The following is a 16,713-nucleotide window of genomic DNA, read 5'->3' on the forward strand; positions in this document are numbered from 1 at the left end:
TTTTATATTGAAGATAAGAAGGGTGAGATTGTAATATAAATACTACAATTCAAATGTATTGAATACATATTTGCTAAAGATTACTTTTCGTTGTAAGACGTTTAAATTCGTTGTAGGACTACAAATCGAGTAAATCTAGAGGGATTTTACAAATAGGTATTGGGTTCATCTTGTGTTGGTTCGCCCTGTTTAGCCTTGTGAAGATGTCGTAAACTTCTTTTTCTCTACCTACAAAATCACCAGATACTTTTCCTACATCTTTCATTTTCATAGCCCATTCGAGTTCGTCGTAACTTGCGCCTATTTGATCTTCGTCAGTTCTGCTGTCACCAAAAAGCCCATCAGTAGGGGCTGCATTGATAATTGAGTTTGGGACATTAGTGTGTCTACCAATAGCGTAGACTTCACTTTTAACTAAATCTGCAATTGGACTTAAGTCTACACCACCATCACCATATTTTGTGTAAAAACCTACTCCGAAATCTTCTACTTTGTTTCCTGTACCTGCAACTAAATAGCGATGTAATCCGGCAAAATAGTATAAAGTTGTCATACGTAGTCTTGCTCTAGTGTTAGCAAGTGAAAGGTCTAAAAACTCATCTTCCGCTGTAAATGGCACTTGGTTTTTAAAGCTTTCAAATACTGGAGTTAATTCAATTTCTACATTACTTACATTGGCATAACGTTTCTTTAGTTGTTCAATATGTTCACGACCTCTACTTACTTGATTAGGTGCTTGGTGTATTGGCATTTCAACACAAAGAGTTCTGAGTCCTGTCATAGCGCATAAGGTTGAGGTTACTGCGCTATCAATACCGCCGCTAATACCAAGAACAAAACCATCCATTTTAGCGTTCGTTGCATATTCTTTTAGCCAATTCACAATGTGGTCTGTTACTTGAGGGACTTTCATATTAATAGTATGTATGGTTTAAACTTTTTTTTTGACGTAATGATCTTAAACCCTTCAAGGGTAAAAGTGTATTTTTGCATTAAAATTGTAAATAACGCTTTCTCCGTAAAATTAATAAAAAGGAATCGCGTTTTCGAATGAGAAACTCTTTTTTATATGCAAAAAATACTAGTACTTCTTTTTTCGTCTTTTATATTAATTAGTTGTGGTGGCGAAAGTGAGCTTGAAACTGAAATTTCTAAAATTCCAGTCGATCTTTCTGTTATTAGGTTTGAACAAGAATTCGCTTCTTCTAATGCGGCCGATTTGCCAAGGCTTAAGAGAGAGTTTCCAATGTTCTTTTCGCTTAGTACGCCAGACAGTATTTGGCTAAACAGAATGCAGGAGCCATTACAGCAAGAGGTTACCAGTGAGATTGCTAAGAAATTTCCTGATGCATCCATATTAGTGGATGGGGTAGGCCCATTGTTGCAGCATATAAAGTATTATTTTCCGCGAACTAAAACACCTACTATAGTTACACTAAATAATGATGTGGATTATGCAAATAGGGTGATTGTGGCGGACACACTTCTTTTACTTTCATTAGACAATTTTTTAGGCGAAGATCATTTCTTCTATACGGATATGACTAAATTTATTGCCGCAAATTTGCGTCCAGAGCAATTGTTGCCTAGCATCGCTTCAAAATACGCAGATAAGTATGTTGCTCCACCTACGCAAAATGCTTTTTTAGAACAGCTTGTTTATCATGGAAAGAAACTTTATTTACAAGATTTATGGCTTCCAAATGTGGATGATGCTGATAAAATAGGCTACTCTCAGGAGCAATTAGATTGGGCGTATGCTAACGAAGAACAAATATGGCGCTACTTTATTGAAAAGGAATTGCTTTTTAGTACAGACCCAAAGTTGGTTCCTCGATTTATAGCTCCTGCACCATTTTCAAAATTTTATTTAGAATTAGACAACAAATCTCCAGGTATGGTGGGTCGTTTCGTTGGTTGGCAGATAGTGCGTAGCTTTATGGAGAAAAACGATATAACACCACAACAATTAATGGTATATGATGCAAAAGCATTATATAATTTATCAAAATACAAACCCAAAAAATAGCTCATGGCTCAAAATAAATCACAAATAGCAATAGATGTAACTTTAGATGATAATAAAGTTCCGGAAAAATTAAATTGGACAGCTAAAGATGGCGGTATTAATAATGCAGCGACAAAGGCAATGATGCTTTCTGTTTGGGATCATACAGCAAAGGAATCATTGCGAATTGATCTTTGGACAAAAGATATGCCGCTTGATGAAATGAAAATATTTTTTCATCAAACATTAAGTGCTATGGCAGATACTTTTTATCGTGCAACTAATGATGAAAAAATGACTGATACCATGAAAGATTTTTGCGACTACTTTGCAGAAAAATTAGATCTTAAGAATAAGTCTTAATTGTTAATGTCTAAAAAGCTCATCTTTGTTTACAATGCAAATTCTGGCGCTGTAAATTCGCTTATAGGTACGGCTCATAAAATAATAAGCCCGCAAACTTATGAGTGTAATTTATGTGCGCTTACTTTCGGAAATTTTACTGAAAACCTAATTTGGAAAGAATTTAGAAATTCTAGCAATGTGGAAATGGAGTTTCTTCACAAAGATGAGTTTTTAAAACAATATCGTTCTAAATGGTTGCCTAAATATGAATTTCCAATAGTTCTAATTGCTACGGATAATGAGTTGGGTGTGTTTATGCTTCCTAAATTTTTAAAAGTATTTGATACTACAGAAAATTTAATAGAGGCAATAGAAGTTAAACTGAAATTATTAAGTCAGTTAGGATAAATTCATTTCGTTATTAAGGCTGTCGATATATTCAAGCAGCTCCTCGCGTCCTATATAATTAGATGCTGACGTTGTAAAATATGGAGGCATTTCTTCCCAAGTTTCTAACATTTTCTGCTTATATGCAGCGATATTTCTTAAAAGAGCATTTGGTTTTAGTTTGTCACCCTTTGTAAATACAATTTGAAACGGAATTTCTTGTTCACCTAAATAGGCCATAAATTCCATATCTATAGGTTGTGGTTCATGGCGACAATCTACTAATACAAATGCAAGAACTAATTGTTCGCGAGTTTCAAAATAATCTGTGATAAACTTCTGAAAAGTCTTCTTAGCTTTTTTAGAAACTCTTGCATATCCATATCCTGGTAAATCTACTAAATGCCAGTTTCCATTAATGATAAAGTGATTTATCAACTGAGTTTTTCCTGGTCTACCTGATGTTTTAGCAAGATTTTTACGATCCATCAACATGTTAATAAGTGAGGATTTACCAACATTACTACGACCAATAAAGGCATACTCTGGCAAGCGATCTTTGGGGCATTTTGAAACCTCACTATTGCTCATTAAAAATTCTGCCGATTTGATTTTCACAATACTAAAAATAAAGGATTATGGCTTTCGCCGAAATATTATATTAAAAAGAAAAGTTCTTTCTAGTTAAACTTGCGTTCTTGTAGCCAAGCGTAAAGAATGTCATTAAATTGATCTGGGTGTTCCATCATAGCGGCATGACCGCATTTGTCAATCCAAAATAAATCACTATCTGGTAGTTTTTCTTGAAATTCGTCTGCTACTTCAGGTGGTGTTACATTATCATTACGGCCCCAAATAATACACGTAGGCGTGTTCATTAGTGGAAGATCTTTACCCATATTATGTCTAATAGCGCTCTTAGCAATGGCAAGTGTGCGTATAAGTTTGTTGCGGTCATTTACAGTTTCGTACACCTCGTCAACAATTTCTTTGGTCGCAATTTTTGGGTCATAAAAAACATTTTCTGCTTTTTTCTGAATATAATCACGATCTCCACGTTTTGGATAGCTTTCGCCCATCGCGCTTTCGTATAGTCCTGAGCTACCTGTGATTACAAGTGCTTTTACATACTCTGGATATAATTTTGTGCAAAGTAAACCTATGTGCCCTCCCAGAGAATTTCCAAGCAAAATAACATCTTTCAATTGTTTGTGATCTAAAAATGCTTTCACATATTTAGCAAACGTTTTGACATTAGTTTTGAGTATAGGCATCTCATAGATAGGAAGTTCTGGTATAATAACCTTATATCCTTTTGGAGGGAAAAAGTTTCCCACGCCATCAAAGTTGCTTAGGCCACCCATTAAGCCGTGTAATATTACGATGGGCGTACCTTCACCAAGCTCGATGTAGCTAAATTTACCTTCTTGCTTAAGTTGATTTGTCATTGAATAGGTTAGGTTACAATAGCAAAAATACACTTTTTTTATTCAACAAATAGCAATCTTTTATCGAGCATTTCAATGGCTTAAATCTTTAAAATTTCAGAAGCAAAATAACTGTAGTTCTATAATGCAACTTGCATAAAACCATAAACTTAACTCCTGTTAGGTGTTGTGAGTGGTAAAACTTATTAACAATGTGGTAAATAGTGGTAAAAAGTGGTAAATACTTTTTATATTTGGACTTTCACAATCCAAATTCTAAGTATTTAGTGCTCAATTTAATAGGGACATACGAGTGTAAAGCAGATGCAAAAGGAAGGCTGATGATGCCGTCTCCTTTGAAAAAGCAACTGGCTCCAGCTATGGCTAACGGTTTCGTGATTAAGCGAGCGGTTTTTCAGCCCTGCTTGGAATTGTACCCTATGGAGCAATGGAATATGTTGATGGAAAAGATGGGGAAACTCAATCGTTTTAGTCGTAAAAACAATGATTTTATACGTCGCTTTACGGCTGGTGTTAAAACAGTGGAGTTAGATGCGACTGGAAGGTTGTTAATTCCTAAAGATTTGCAGGCTTTTGCAGGAATCACAAAAGAAGTTGTGGTTTCATCTGCAATTGATATTGTGGAAATCTGGGATAAATCTAAATATGAAGAAGCGATAGAAGACGCAGCAGGCGATTTTGCTGATTTAGCTGAGGAAGTAATGGGAGATACAGATAGCGATGGAATATCATAATCCAGTTTTATTACACCCAACGGTGGACGGGCTCGATATTAAGGAGGACGGAGTTTATGTAGATGTCACATTTGGAGGTGGTGGTCATTCTCGGGAGATTCTTAATAGGCTTGGGCCAAAAGGAAAGCTTTTCGCTTTTGATCAAGATGCTGATGCATTGGAGAATATTATTGATGACTCTAGATTTACTTTGATTCCGGAAAATTTCAGATTCTTGAAGCGTTTTTTGAGGTTTCACGGTGTTAAAGAGGTTGATGGAATATTAGGCGATTTTGGTGTTTCATCTCATCAATTTGATGTTGCTGAGCGTGGTTTTTCAACAAGGTTTGAAGCAGATCTTGATATGAGGATGAATCAGAATAGTGCTTTTTCTGCATACGATGTGGTTAATAATTATGAAGAAGGCCAGTTGAGAAATGTTTTGTTTCAATATGGGGAGTTAAGGGCTGCAGCGGGTATGGCACGAATTATTTGTGAATCTAGAAAAGCTACTCCTATTAAAACTAGTGAGCAATTAAAAGAAGCGTTGGGTAGATTTTTACCTAAGCACAGGGAGAATAAAATATTAGCTCAGATTTATCAAGCAATTCGTATTGAGGTAAATCAAGAGCTTGAGGCTTTAAAGGAGTTTTTACTTCAAACAATTGAGGTGATTAAGCCAGGCGGAAGGTTGAGTTTAATCAGTTATCACAGTCTTGAAGATCGATTGGTTAAGCGATATATGCGTAATGGCATGTTTGAAGGAGAGCCAGAAAAAGATGTTTTTGGAAGGGTAGATGTTCCTCTTAAACCTGTAGGGAAATTTATCATTCCTGATGCAGCCGAAATAAAACAGAATAACAGAGCTCGTAGTGCTAAACTTCGAATAGCTGAACGTTTAGCTCCAAAGCTGAAGTAGTTTCTTTTAAGCAACAAATGAAGCAAAGTATAGCTAACATATTGAAAGGGAAATTCCTTGTAAGTGATGATGCCTTTAAAAACTGGAGGTTTATCATTTTTCTAAGTTTTCTTGCTTTGGTGATGATTGGAAGTAGTCATACAGCAGATAAAAAAGTACATAAAATAGCTCAATTGAATAATGATGTAAAGGAGTTAAAGAGTGAGTATTTGGATATACGTAAGCAAGTAACCCAAATAAAAATGGAGAGTAAAATAACACAAGCGATGGCAAAGCGAGGTTTACAACCAAGCGAAACGCCACCACAAAAAATAAGTATCATAAAAAAACAGTAGTGCGGTGCCCATAGAACAAAAAAACATATTAAACCGCTTATATTTTGTCGCCGGAGGTATGTTTCTCTTTGCGCTGCTTATTGCTGTAAAATTGTTAGACATTCAGTTTAATGAGGGTGATAAGTATCGTGAACTTGCCGCTAAAAACACTACTAAAAACTTTACTATTCCAGCTAACAGAGGTAATGTGTATGCAGATGATGGTAGTCTTTTGGCAAGTTCAGTTCCTAAGTATGAAATTAGATTTGATGCGGTTACAGTAAAAGAAGAAAATTTCAAAGAAAATATAGTTCCATTATCTAAAGAGCTTTCTAAAATGTTTGGGAAGCCTGCTTCATATTACCAAAACTTATTTAGAAAAGCACGATCAAATAAAAATAGGTATTTATTAGTTGCTCGCGATTTAGGGTATTCAGATTATATACGAGTAAAGAAAATGCCGCTGTTTAGGTTAGGTCCTAATCGTGGTGGTTTTATTGCTGAACCAAGAACGGTTCGCGAACACCCGATGGGAAAAATAGCTGAAAGATTAGTAGGGAATGAGGATCGAAATACGCCTGGATATTATGCTGTAGGATTAGAAGGAGCATTTCATAAACAATTAAGTGGTAAAGAAGGACATCGATTAAAACAGAAAATTTCTAAAGGAAGATGGAAACCTGTTTATGACGAAAATGAAATTGAACCTCAAGATGGATATGATGTAATTTCTACAATCAATGTGAATATGCAAGACATAGCTCATCACGCATTGCTGAAGCAGTTGACAGATTATGAAGCAGATCACGGAAGTGTAATTGTAATGGAAGTAGCAACTGGTGATATTAAAGCTGTTGCTAATTTAGGTAAGAGTAAAAACGGAAGTTATTACGAACGATTAAACTATGCAGTTGGAGAGTCTAGTGAGCCTGGGTCCACCTTTAAAACTGTAGCGTTGACGGTTGCCTTAGAGCAAAAAGTGATTGATACTGCTACGGTAGTGAATACTGAACAGGGTAGAGTGAGAATGTATGGAAGAAATATTACTGATTCTAAACGTGGTGGTTATGGTGAGATTTCAGCAGCAAGAGCTTTAGAGGTATCATCGAATATTGGTTTTGCGCGTTTAATTGATGGTGCTTATAAAGATGATCCTAAAAAGTTTACTGATAAAGTGAAATCGTGGGGATTAGATAAGAAAATTGGAATTTCAATAAAGGGAGAGGGAGCGCCAATTATTCCCGAAGTGGGAGATGAAATATGGAGTCGAAATGCACTCCCATCTATGGCTTATGGATATAATGTGAGTATGACACCCTTACAAATATTGACTTTTTACAATGCTATTGCTAATAATGGTGTAATGGTGAAGCCACAATTTATTAAGGAAATTAAATCGTGGAATGAGCAAATTGCTTTTTATGATACTGAAATATTAAATAAGAAAATAGCATCTCAAAATACCATTAATCAAATACAAGAGGTTCTGAAAAATATTGTGCAAAGAGGAACAGGAAGAAGTTTGTATTCTGAAAATTTTTCAATGGCAGGGAAAACAGGTACGGCAAGAACGGATTATAGTGATGCTAGTGCTTGGGCTAAAGATCCAAAATATGTTTCATCATTTGCAGGATATTTTCCGGCAGAGAATCCTAAGTATTCTTGCATAGTTGTAATCCATAAACCAAGTACTAAAAAAGGGTATTATGGAGCCGATGTTACAGGTCCTGTGTTTAAACGTATCGCTCAAAAAATATTTACTGACAGCCCATTAAAAGCAGAAATAGCAGATATCAATGCTGTAGAGAAAATAGTAAATGCAGACTACGAGAGTTACTATACGAAAGTGCAAAAGCGTATTGATAAGGTTCCTAATGTTAAAGGTATGGCTGGAATGGATGCAGTTTCTTTATTAGAAAACTTAGGATATAGAGTAATTGTAGCTGGTAATGGAACTGTGAAAAATCAATCAATACCTGCTGGAGAATCTCCAAAAAAAGGAACTGAAATAACACTTAATTTATCGTGATAGTATTAAAAGACATATTGTACAAAGTTCCTCTAGAGAAAGTGCTAGGGAATACGAGTGTGGCTATTCGTGATATTAATTTTGATAGTCGTAAAGTTGGTCTTGATGATGTTTTTGTTGCTATCAATGGTTCATTAAGTGATGGTCATAACTATATAAAAGGTGCTGTTGATAAAGGTGTGATTGCTATTGTTTGTGAAATACTTCCTCTAGAAACTGTAAATGGTGTTACGTATATCCAAGTGAAAGATAGTCAGGAGGCCTTAGCAATGATGGCTTCTAACTTTTACGATAATCCTTCGACAGAATTAAAGTTAGTTGGGATTACTGGTACAAACGGGAAAACAACAATAGCTACATTGCTATATAATTTGTTTTCAAAAGCAGGTTATGTTGCTGGATTGTTGTCAACGGTTAAAATAATGGTTGGGAATACGCAGCTTAATGCATCACACACTACACCAGATAGTTTAACAATAAATAAGTTTTTGCGTGAAATGGTGGATGCTGGAGTTTCCTTTTGTTTTATGGAAGTTAGCTCTCACGGGATAGATCAAAAACGAACCTCAGGATTAGAGTTTGCTGGAGGTGTTTTTACTAATTTATCACACGACCATCTTGATTATCATAAAGATTTTAAAGAATACCGAGATGTTAAAAAGTTGTTTTTTGATCAATTGCCAAAAACTGCTTTTGCATTAACGAATGCCGATGATAAAAATGGCGATGTGATGCTACAGAATACCGTAGCAAGAAAATATAGCTATGCAGCAAAAACTGTTGCAGATTATAAAGTTCAGATTTTAGAAAATCAGTTTCAAGGTTTGTTACTTAAGATAAATAACCAAGAATTGTGGGTTAAGCTTATCGGAAATTTTAATGCGTATAATTTATTAGCAATTTATGCTACAGCTGAATTATTAGGATTAGAGCAGCTTGAAATTTTACAATTGATAAGTACTCTTGAAAGTGTTGATGGAAGATTTCAGTTTAAAATTTCAGAAAAAAATATTACTGCAATTGTAGACTATGCTCATACGCCAGATGCATTGAAAAATGTATTAGGAACAATTAATACTATCAGAACTGGAAATGAAGAATTGATTACCGTGGTAGGTTGTGGTGGTGATAGAGATACTGCTAAACGTCCTAAAATGGGGCACATTGCATCACAACTTAGTACTAAAGTGATTTTTACAAGTGATAATCCAAGAACTGAAAACCCTGAAGCTATTATTGAAGAAATAGAAAAAGGAGTGTCGCCAGAAAATTTCAGAAAGACACTTTCAATAACAGATAGAAAACAGGCGATTAAAACTGCTTGTCAAATGGCTGCTGAAAATGATATCATTTTAATTGCAGGAAAAGGACACGAAACGTATCAAGAAGTTAACGGAGAACGAACAGATTTTGATGATTTCAAAATTGTAAACGAACTATTAATCGCCCTAAATAAGTAAGTAAATGTTATATTATTTATTCGAATTTTTAGAGAAAGAATATCAAATGCCAGGGGCGAGCCTTTTTGGGTTTATCACCTTTAGGGCGGCACTTGCTGTTATTACATCTTTAATAATCGCTACAATATTTGGAAAAAAAATCATTCGCATATTACAGCGAAAGCAAATGGGCGAAACTATTCGCGATTTAGGATTAGAAGGTCAGGTTGAGAAAGCAGGAACTCCTACAATGGGTGGGATAATAATTATTCTTGCGACACTTATTCCTGTATTGTTATTTGCTAAGCTCGAAAATATCTATGTCATCATGTTGATTGTAACGACATTGTGGATGGGAATCATTGGTTTTATTGATGATTACTTAAAAAAGTTTAAAAATGATAAAGCTGGATTGCCTGGAAAGTTCAAAGTTTTAGGGCAAGTAGGATTAGGGATTTTTGTCGGTTCAATTATGTTTTTTCACCCTGATGTAACCGTTAAGAGAGAGAAAGTCAACCCGGTGAATTCTGTTGAAAGTATTACACAGAGTTCGGCAAGAGAGTTTTATCCAGAGGAGCAAACATTACTAACTACAATACCTTTTGTTAAGGAAAACGAATTCAATTATGAGAGTCTTATTTCTTGGGCTGGCGAAGAGTACAAATCGTACATCTGGATCATATTTATTCCAATAGTAATTTTTATAATTACGGCAGTGTCAAACGGAGCAAATTTGACAGATGGTATTGATGGTCTTGCGGCGGGGACTTCAGCTATAATAGTAATAACACTTGCCTTATTTGCTTGGGTTTCAGGGAATCTTGTCTTTTCAGATTACCTCAATGTAATGTATATACCAAACACTGGAGAAGTCACAATTTTTACAATGGCATTTGTGGGAGCGCTCATAGGGTTTTTGTGGTATAATGCATACCCCGCTCAAGTTTTTATGGGAGATACCGGGAGTTTGACAATAGGAGGAATTATCGCTGTAATCGCTATCATTATTAGAAAAGAACTATTAATTCCATTGTTGTGCGGAATCTTTTTTATGGAAACACTGTCAGTAATGTTACAGGTGAGTTGGTTCAAGTATACAAAAAAGAAGTTTGGTGAAGGACGAAGAATATTTAAGATGTCACCATTACATCACCATTATCAAAAAGGTGGTTTTCACGAGAGTAAAATTGTAGTTCGATTTTGGATTGTTGGAATTTTTCTAGCAATACTAACGGTTGTGACATTAAAAATTAGATAAATAATTAAAGGTCATGGAATCCAATATAGAACATCAAGCGCCTAAAAAATTAGTAATCCTCGGAGGAGGAGAAAGTGGTGTTGGTACAGCTGTTTTAGGGATGCAGAAAGGTTTTGAAGTTTTTGTTTCAGACTTCGGAAATATTAAAGAAAAGTACAAGCAAGTTCTTATAAATAATGCGATTGAGTTTGAAGATGGAGGTCACACATCAGAAAGGATTTTAACAGCAGATTTAGTAATGAAAAGTCCGGGAATTCCTGAAAAAGCACCTATAGTTAAAGCGCTTTTAGAAAAGGGAGTGAAAGTTATTTCTGAAATCGAATTCGCTTCAGCTTATACAAATGCTACCATAGTTGGTATCACAGGAAGTAACGGAAAAACAACAACGGCTACTTTAGTGTACGAGCTGTTAAAAAAGGATTTAAATGTAGCGCTTGGAGGGAACATTGGCGACAGTTTTGCACTTCAAGTTTCAGAAGGAAAATTTGAAAACTATGTGCTTGAGTTGAGTAGTTTTCAGCTAGATGGAATTGTAGCTTTTGCGCCGCATATTTCGGTGTTAACAAATTTAAGTCCAGATCATTTAGATCGCTATGAGTACGATTATAATAAGTATATCGCATCAAAATTCAGGATAACTGAAAATCAGACAGAAGATGATTATTTCATCTATGATGCAGATGATGTTGAAATAAATAAGTGGTTAGATAGTCACGAGATTAAAGCGAAAAAAATACCTTTTTCAATAAAACGAAAAATTGAAGAAGGTGCCTATTTAGAAGATAATAATATAATAATAACCTTACATAATAACATATTCACTATGCCATTAGCAACATTAGGAGTACAAGGACAACACAATACAAAAAATGCCATGGCAGCTAGTACAGTAGCCACATTATTAAAAATTAGAAAACAAACAATACGTGAGTGTTTAGAAAAGTTTCAAGGTGTTGAACACCGTCTTGAAAAAGTGCTTAAAATTAACAACGTGATGTATATCAACGATAGTAAAGCAACAAATGTAAATGCTACATTTTATGCTTTAGATAGTATGACAACACCAACGGTATGGATTGTTGGTGGAGTTGATAAAGGAAATGATTATTCAGAGTTACTTCCTCTTGTTAATGAGAAAGTAAAAGCGATAGTTTGTCTTGGTGTTGATAACGAAAAGATTAAGGCGGCTTTCGGTAATATAAGTGATATGATTGTTGAAACTGCAGGTATGCAAGAGGCTGTGAAAGTGGCGTACAAATTAGCAGACCGCAATGATACAGTACTTTTAAGTCCGGCTTGTGCAAGTTTCGATTTGTTTACAAGTTATGAGGATCGTGGAAGACAATTTAAAGAAGCTGTAAGACATTTGTAGTAGAATTAAAATTGTGTAAGTAAGGTTGAAGAGTAGGAATTAGTACATATAAATTAATAAGTAGCTTGAGAGCTTTTTTTAAAAACATACAAGGAGATAGATATATATGGGCAGTAGCTGGGCTACTCGCTATATTTTCGTTTATGCCAGTTTATAGCGCAAGTAGTAACCTTGCGTATTTGTACGGTGACGGAAACACTATCAAGTTTTTGTTTAAACATTTTGCTCACTTGATGTTAGGTTTTGCAATTCTTTATGGAGTGCATAAAATACCATATCATTATTTTAGGGGGCTATCGATAATTGCATTGCCATTGGTTTTTGTCTTGTTGTTGGTTACCTTAGCTCAAGGCACAACCATAGGCGGAGCAAATGCAAGTAGATGGATACGTGTGCCGCTTGTGGGCTTTACATTTCAAACATCTACGCTCGCTGGAGTGGTGCTAATGACTTATGTGGCGCGCTATTTATCACGAATTAAGGATAAGGCAATCACTTTTAAAGAAACATTGCTTCCATTGTGGGGTCCTGTTTTTTTAATACTTGCACTTATTTTACCGGCCAATTTTTCAACTACCGCAATCATATTTGCAATGGTTACTTTGTTGGTTTTTGTAGGAGGTTATCCTCTACGTTATTTAGGAATAGTACTAGGTGCGGGTTTGCTAATGCTCACGCTATTTGTACTTTCTGCTAAGGCGTTTCCTGGGGTTTTTCCAAATAGGGTAGATACATGGATAAGTAGGGTTGAGAATTTTTCGGACAAAACAGATACGGAAGGAGATTACCAAATTGAAAGATCTAAGATAGCAATAGCTTCTGGAGGAATTAAAGGGCTTGGCCCTGGTAAAAGTGTTCAAAAAAACTTTTTACCTCAGTCTTCTTCAGATTTCATTTTTGCTATTATCGTTGAAGAATGGGGGCTCGTTGGTGGTTTTATATTAATGGGGCTTTATCTCTTTTTGTTATATCGACTAGTTTTAGTGGCGCATAAATCTGAAGGAATGTTCTCTAAGCTTTTAGTGATAGGAGTGGGGCTTCCTATTGTTTTTCAGGCGTTAATAAATATGGCTGTAGCAGTAGAGTTGTTTCCTGTTACTGGACAAACATTGCCGCTTGTAAGTAGTGGAGGGACGAGTATATGGATGACGTGTTTAGCATTAGGAATGATATTGAGCGTGAGTGCTAAAAGAGAAATAAAAGAAAAAGATATTGAAGAGAATGATAACCCATTAGCGGTTTTATCTGAAGCACTATAATGCTGAAATTTTAATAAAAGAATAAATATATCGCAGCAAATAAAACATACAAGTTTATAATTTCAGGAGGAGGAACTGGAGGGCATATTTACCCTGCAGTTGCTATTGCAAATGAATTGAAATCTCGTTACCCGGGATCGGATTTTTTATTTGTAGGTGCGAATGATAGAATGGAGATGGAGAAAGTTCCACAAGCGGGCTATAAAATTGAAGGGCTTTGGATTAGTGGTATTCAACGAAACTTAAGTTTTAAAAATTTAATGTTTCCGTTTAAGCTTATTTCCAGTTTAATGAAATCTAGAAAATTGATTTCTAAGTTTAAACCCGATGTTGCCATTGGTACAGGAGGTTATGCAAGTGCATCTGTGTTAAAGGTAGCGTCAATGAAACGAATTCCTTGTTTAATACAAGAGCAAAATAGTCACGCCGGAATTACAAACAAGTGGTTGGGTAAAAGTGTTCAACGCATTTGTACTGCTTATGATGGAATGGATAAATTTTTTCCGAAAGATAAAGTAGTACTAACGGGCAATCCTGTTAGGAAAGATTTGATTGCAATAAAAGAAACTAAAGCTGATGCACTAGACTTTTTTAAACTTTCATCAACAAAAAAAACAGTTTTAGTTTTAGGAGGAAGTTTAGGGGCTAGACGCATTAATCAAATTATCGAAAAAGCGTTACCATTTTTTGATAAAGAACAAGTACAAGTTATCTGGCAATGTGGAAAATTGTATGAAGATCAATATATATTAAAAGGAACAGAAACAGTAAAAGTGCATACATTTCTAAACAGAATGGACTTAGCGTATACAGCTGCAGATATAATAATCTCTAGAGCTGGGGCACTTTCGGTATCTGAGGTTTGTTTGGTTGGTAAGCCTGTTATGTTTATTCCTTCCCCTAATGTGGCGGAAGATCATCAAACAAAAAATGCCTTGAGTATTTCAGAAAAAGATGCGGCTATTTTACTTAGAGAGAAAGAGGCAGATGAAAACTTTGAGCCATTGCTTAAGTCGTTGCTTGATGATAAGGAGAGACAGCAAAAGCTTAGTGAAAACATTAAAAGTTTAGCCAAACCAAATGCTACAAACCATATTGTAGATGAGATTGAAAAATTATTAAAGAACTAATAATATTAAAATTAAAGTGAACATACTTAACAACATATCAACGGTATACTTTGTGGGCATTGGCGGCATAGGGATGAGTGCGCTTGCTCGTTTTGCAGCGCTCAAAGAACTTGATGTGATGGGGTATGATAAAACCGAAACTAAGCTTACAAAAAAATTAGTTGTTGAGGGGATAACACTTAATTATGTGGATGCGGTTGACCAGTTGCCGTTGCAGAAAATTTCAGCAGAAAACACATTAGTTGTTTACACACCGGCGATACCAAACGACAGTGAAATATTAAACTACTTTATTAACAATAAGTACCAAGTTATTAAGCGCTCTAAGTTTTTAGGCGCGGTAACTCAAGATACCTTATGTCTTGCGGTTGCAGGAACACATGGGAAGACAACAACCTCTGCTATTTTAGGGCATTTAATGGTAGCTTGCGATATGCCTGTTACTGCCTTTTTAGGCGGAATTGCAGAGAATTATCATTCTAATTTTATTAGCAATGGAACGGAAATTACAGTAGTTGAGGCAGACGAGTTTGATCGATCTTTTTTAACATTGAGCCCTGATATAGCTTGTATTACTTCAATGGATGCAGATCATCTAGATATCTACGGAAATGCTACAGAAATTGAAAATTCATTTAGAGATTTTGCTGCTTTAGTATCTAATTCGGATAATTTATTGTTTAAAAAAGGGTTGCCATTAAAAGGGAAAGACGTTGCTATTGAAGTAGAGGCACAATATAAAGCTGAAAACGTACGTATAGAAAATGGAGCGTATAAATTTGATTTAAAAACTCCAACTGAAACTATTGATAATTTAGTGTTTTATTTACCGGGTCATCACAATTTACACAATGCAGTTACCGCTTTAGGGATGGCATTGTTGGCAGGGACTCCAGTGAGTAAAATTCCTAAAGCATTAGCTTCTTTCAAAGGAGTTGAGCGTCGTTTTAGTTATAAAATAAATAATAAAAATTTAGTGTTAATTGATGATTATGCACATCACCCAACAGAGTTGAATGCACTTTATCAAGCAGTAACTGAAATGTACCCAAACGAGAAAAAGTGCATTGTTTTTCAACCGCATTTGTTCACTCGTACGCGCGATTTTATCGACGGTTTTGCAGAAAGTTTAGCGCAATTTGACGAAGTATATATTTTAGATATTTATCCGGCTCGCGAAAAACCTCTAGAAGGTGTTGATTCAACGTGGTTGTTAGCTGAAATATTAAAGCGGAAAAATGACGCGAAAGCACAATTAATAACGAAAGAAGAAATATTAGAAAGTATTAAAATTTCGGCATTAAAAGTTAATCTTTTAGTGGGTGCCGGAGACATAGGTGTTGAAGTTGAATCAGTTACAAAAGCTTTAGCGTATGAAAGTTAATTGGGCACTATTGAAGTTTGTGTTGTTGACATCACTAATAGTGTTGCTGTTTGGCTTTACTAAAAAGCGAAATCAAGAACGCAAATTGACTAAAATAGACATTGAGTTTTTAGACCAAAATGCGCCATTTATAACACGTAATTCGGTTAATAAGATGTTAATACAAAATCACGACAGTGTTACGAGCCTGAGTAAAGAAACCTTAGTTTTGAAAGAGATGGAATCTAGACTGCTCCAAAACGAGATGATTCGTGATGCAAATGTATTTGTAACAGTTGATGGGCAATTAGGAGCAAAAATTGAACAAAGAAATCCGATAGCGAGGGTATCAGCTTCACCGGATTATTACATAGATGAAGATGGGGAGAAAATGCCATTGTCTTCGGTGTATACAGCAAGAGTGCCTTTAGTAACTGGGAATGTTACTAAAATTCAATCTCAATTAACACATTTAGTGCAGAACATACGAGCGGATGAGTTTATGAATAAGAGTGTTGTTGGTATTGATGTGGCAAATGAAGAAATGGTGCTACTGAGAATGCGAAAGCATAATTATAAAGTGCTTTTTGGAGACACAAATGCCATAGATTTGAAATTTCAGAATTATAAAGCATTTTATCAAAAAGCAAAACAAGATAAAACATTAGAAGATTATAAAACAGTCGATTTAAGATTTGGGAGCCAAGTGGTTGCAACAAAAAAGTAAGG

The 16,713-nt window shown here is 35.3% G+C and carries 17 protein-coding genes; 14 read left to right on the plus strand and 3 right to left on the minus strand.

Annotation, left to right across the window (positions count from 1 at the left end; translation table 11 throughout):
* Window positions 1–118 precede the first annotated feature (118 nt).
* Entirely contained in the window at window positions 119–913 is a 795-nt protein-coding gene (gene nadE / locus GBH57_RS13915; protein WP_151675109.1) for an NAD(+) synthase, read from the minus strand.
* 156 nt (window positions 914–1,069) lie between these two features.
* Here nadE and gldB point away from each other — a divergent pair, with 156 nt between their 5' ends.
* The 3 genes from gldB to GBH57_RS13930 are packed head-to-tail and all read left to right on the plus strand — an operon-like array spanning window position 1,070 to window position 2,761.
* Complete coding sequence (gene gldB, locus GBH57_RS13920; protein WP_151675110.1) at window positions 1,070–2,029, plus strand: gliding motility lipoprotein GldB; 960 nt, start codon at window positions 1,070–1,072, stop codon at window positions 2,027–2,029.
* 3 nt (window positions 2,030–2,032) lie between these two features.
* On the plus strand, window positions 2,033–2,371 hold the full coding sequence (gene gldC / locus GBH57_RS13925) for a gliding motility protein GldC (protein WP_151675111.1): 339 nt from the start codon (window positions 2,033–2,035) through the stop codon (window positions 2,369–2,371).
* Window positions 2,372–2,377: 6 nt separating this feature from the next.
* Entirely contained in the window at window positions 2,378–2,761 is a 384-nt protein-coding gene (locus GBH57_RS13930) for a GTPase (RefSeq protein ID WP_151675112.1), read from the plus strand.
* Here GBH57_RS13930 and yihA read toward each other — a convergent pair.
* Both yihA and GBH57_RS13940 read right to left on the minus strand, forming a co-directional pair.
* Window positions 2,753–3,358 (minus strand): ribosome biogenesis GTP-binding protein YihA/YsxC, encoded by a 606-nt coding sequence (gene yihA / locus GBH57_RS13935; RefSeq protein WP_151675113.1) that lies wholly within the window; start codon window positions 3,356–3,358, stop codon window positions 2,753–2,755. The genes GBH57_RS13930 and yihA overlap by 9 nt on opposite strands.
* Before the next feature lie 62 nt (window positions 3,359–3,420).
* Window positions 3,421–4,188 carry an alpha/beta fold hydrolase gene (locus GBH57_RS13940; protein WP_151675114.1) on the minus strand — a complete coding sequence of 256 codons (768 nt, stop codon included), beginning with the start codon at window positions 4,186–4,188 and terminating at the stop codon, window positions 3,421–3,423.
* Window positions 4,189–4,454: 266 nt separating this feature from the next.
* On the opposite strand from GBH57_RS13940, the gene mraZ reads away from it, so the two are divergent.
* The 11 genes from mraZ to GBH57_RS13995 all read left to right on the plus strand — a co-directional run bounded on the left by mraZ (window position 4,455) and on the right by GBH57_RS13995 (window position 16,711).
* Entirely contained in the window at window positions 4,455–4,922 is a 468-nt protein-coding gene (mraZ, locus tag GBH57_RS13945; RefSeq protein WP_151675154.1) for a division/cell wall cluster transcriptional repressor MraZ, read from the plus strand.
* Window positions 4,909–5,820 (plus strand): 16S rRNA (cytosine(1402)-N(4))-methyltransferase RsmH, encoded by a 912-nt coding sequence (gene rsmH / locus GBH57_RS13950; protein ID WP_151675115.1) that lies wholly within the window; start codon window positions 4,909–4,911, stop codon window positions 5,818–5,820. Before mraZ ends, rsmH begins: the two co-directional genes overlap by 14 nt.
* Before the next feature lie 17 nt (window positions 5,821–5,837).
* On the plus strand, window positions 5,838–6,155 hold the full coding sequence (locus GBH57_RS13955) for an FtsL-like putative cell division protein (RefSeq protein ID WP_151675116.1): 318 nt from the start codon (window positions 5,838–5,840) through the stop codon (window positions 6,153–6,155).
* A gap of 4 nt (window positions 6,156–6,159) precedes the next feature.
* Window positions 6,160–8,163 carry a PASTA domain-containing penicillin-binding protein gene (locus GBH57_RS13960; protein ID WP_151675117.1) on the plus strand — a complete coding sequence of 668 codons (2,004 nt, stop codon included), beginning with the start codon at window positions 6,160–6,162 and terminating at the stop codon, window positions 8,161–8,163.
* Window positions 8,160–9,623: a UDP-N-acetylmuramoyl-L-alanyl-D-glutamate--2,6-diaminopimelate ligase gene (locus GBH57_RS13965; protein WP_151675118.1), complete on the plus strand. Its 1,464-nt coding sequence runs from the start codon at window positions 8,160–8,162 to the stop codon at window positions 9,621–9,623. The genes GBH57_RS13960 and GBH57_RS13965 overlap by 4 nt, the downstream gene beginning before the upstream one ends.
* 4 nt (window positions 9,624–9,627) lie before the next feature.
* Entirely contained in the window at window positions 9,628–10,860 is a 1,233-nt protein-coding gene (mraY, locus tag GBH57_RS13970; RefSeq protein ID WP_151675119.1) for a phospho-N-acetylmuramoyl-pentapeptide-transferase, read from the plus strand.
* Window positions 10,861–10,873: 13 nt separating this feature from the next.
* Complete coding sequence (gene murD / locus GBH57_RS13975; protein WP_151675120.1) at window positions 10,874–12,232, plus strand: UDP-N-acetylmuramoyl-L-alanine--D-glutamate ligase; 1,359 nt, start codon at window positions 10,874–10,876, stop codon at window positions 12,230–12,232.
* Window positions 12,233–12,297: 65 nt separating this feature from the next.
* Complete coding sequence (locus GBH57_RS13980) at window positions 12,298–13,491, plus strand: FtsW/RodA/SpoVE family cell cycle protein (protein ID WP_151675121.1); 1,194 nt, start codon at window positions 12,298–12,300, stop codon at window positions 13,489–13,491.
* 29 nt (window positions 13,492–13,520) lie between these two features.
* Window positions 13,521–14,621: an undecaprenyldiphospho-muramoylpentapeptide beta-N-acetylglucosaminyltransferase gene (gene murG, locus GBH57_RS13985; protein ID WP_151675122.1), complete on the plus strand. Its 1,101-nt coding sequence runs from the start codon at window positions 13,521–13,523 to the stop codon at window positions 14,619–14,621.
* A gap of 16 nt (window positions 14,622–14,637) precedes the next feature.
* A complete protein-coding gene (locus GBH57_RS13990; RefSeq protein WP_151675123.1) occupies window positions 14,638–16,005 on the plus strand; it encodes a UDP-N-acetylmuramate--L-alanine ligase in 1,368 nt (455 codons plus the stop codon).
* Window positions 15,995–16,711, plus strand: a complete 717-nt coding sequence (locus GBH57_RS13995) for a cell division protein FtsQ/DivIB (protein WP_151675124.1) — start codon at window positions 15,995–15,997, stop codon at window positions 16,709–16,711. The genes GBH57_RS13990 and GBH57_RS13995 overlap by 11 nt, the downstream gene beginning before the upstream one ends.
* Window positions 16,712–16,713 lie beyond the last annotated feature (2 nt).

This window comes from Patiriisocius marinus, assembly GCF_008974325.1.
GTDB lineage: Bacteria > Bacteroidota > Bacteroidia > Flavobacteriales > Flavobacteriaceae > Patiriisocius > Patiriisocius marinus.

Bases quoted from the DNA above. Each gene is read 5' to 3' on its own strand.
- rsmH (WP_151675115.1), top strand. From the start codon at position 4,909: ATGGAATATCATAATCCAGTTTTATTACACCCAACGGTGGACGGGCTC.
- GBH57_RS13930 (WP_151675112.1), top strand. From the start codon at position 2,378: ATGTCTAAAAAGCTCATCTTTGTTTACAATGCAAATTCTGGCGCTGTA.
- gldB (WP_151675110.1), top strand. From the start codon at position 1,070: ATGCAAAAAATACTAGTACTTCTTTTTTCGTCTTTTATATTAATTAGT.
- murD (WP_151675120.1), top strand. From the start codon at position 10,874: ATGGAATCCAATATAGAACATCAAGCGCCTAAAAAATTAGTAATCCTC.
- GBH57_RS13940 (WP_151675114.1), bottom strand. From the start codon at position 4,188: ATGACAAATCAACTTAAGCAAGAAGGTAAATTTAGCTACATCGAGCTT.
- GBH57_RS13955 (WP_151675116.1), top strand. From the start codon at position 5,838: ATGAAGCAAAGTATAGCTAACATATTGAAAGGGAAATTCCTTGTAAGT.
- nadE (WP_151675109.1), bottom strand. From the start codon at position 913: ATGAAAGTCCCTCAAGTAACAGACCACATTGTGAATTGGCTAAAAGAA.
- GBH57_RS13995 (WP_151675124.1), top strand. From the start codon at position 15,995: ATGAAAGTTAATTGGGCACTATTGAAGTTTGTGTTGTTGACATCACTA.
- mraY (WP_151675119.1), top strand. From the start codon at position 9,628: ATGTTATATTATTTATTCGAATTTTTAGAGAAAGAATATCAAATGCCA.
- gldC (WP_151675111.1), top strand. From the start codon at position 2,033: ATGGCTCAAAATAAATCACAAATAGCAATAGATGTAACTTTAGATGAT.